The organism is Methylobacterium sp. AC315 (assembly GCF_979253755.1).
The window spans coordinates 1-234 of record NZ_CEEDEA010000152.1; the positions used below are offsets into that span (position 1 = coordinate 1).

Sequence of the window (234 nt, forward strand, 5' to 3'; positions counted from 1 at the left end):
GTTCCCGCGGCTTCGGCCCTGCCGCGCGGGCGGCGGCTGGCCGCCGCGATCGTGCCGGTGGTGATCACCGCCGCGATCGGCTCGGCGGCGCCCCAGGCGGAGATCCCGGGCTGGTACGCGAGCCTGAACACGCCGTCCTTCAACCCGCCGAACTGGCTTTTCCCCGTGGCCTGGACGGTGCTCTACCCGATGATCGCCGTCGCGCTGTGGCGGCTGCTCGGTGCGATGCCCCGC

1 protein-coding gene is annotated in these 234 nt (G+C 74.4%); it reads left to right on the top strand.

Annotated features, from left to right (window positions below; translation table 11 throughout):
• The coding region (locus AC0IY0_RS29075) for a TspO/MBR family protein (protein WP_471766517.1) at window positions 1–234 on the top strand (234 nt) is incomplete at both ends.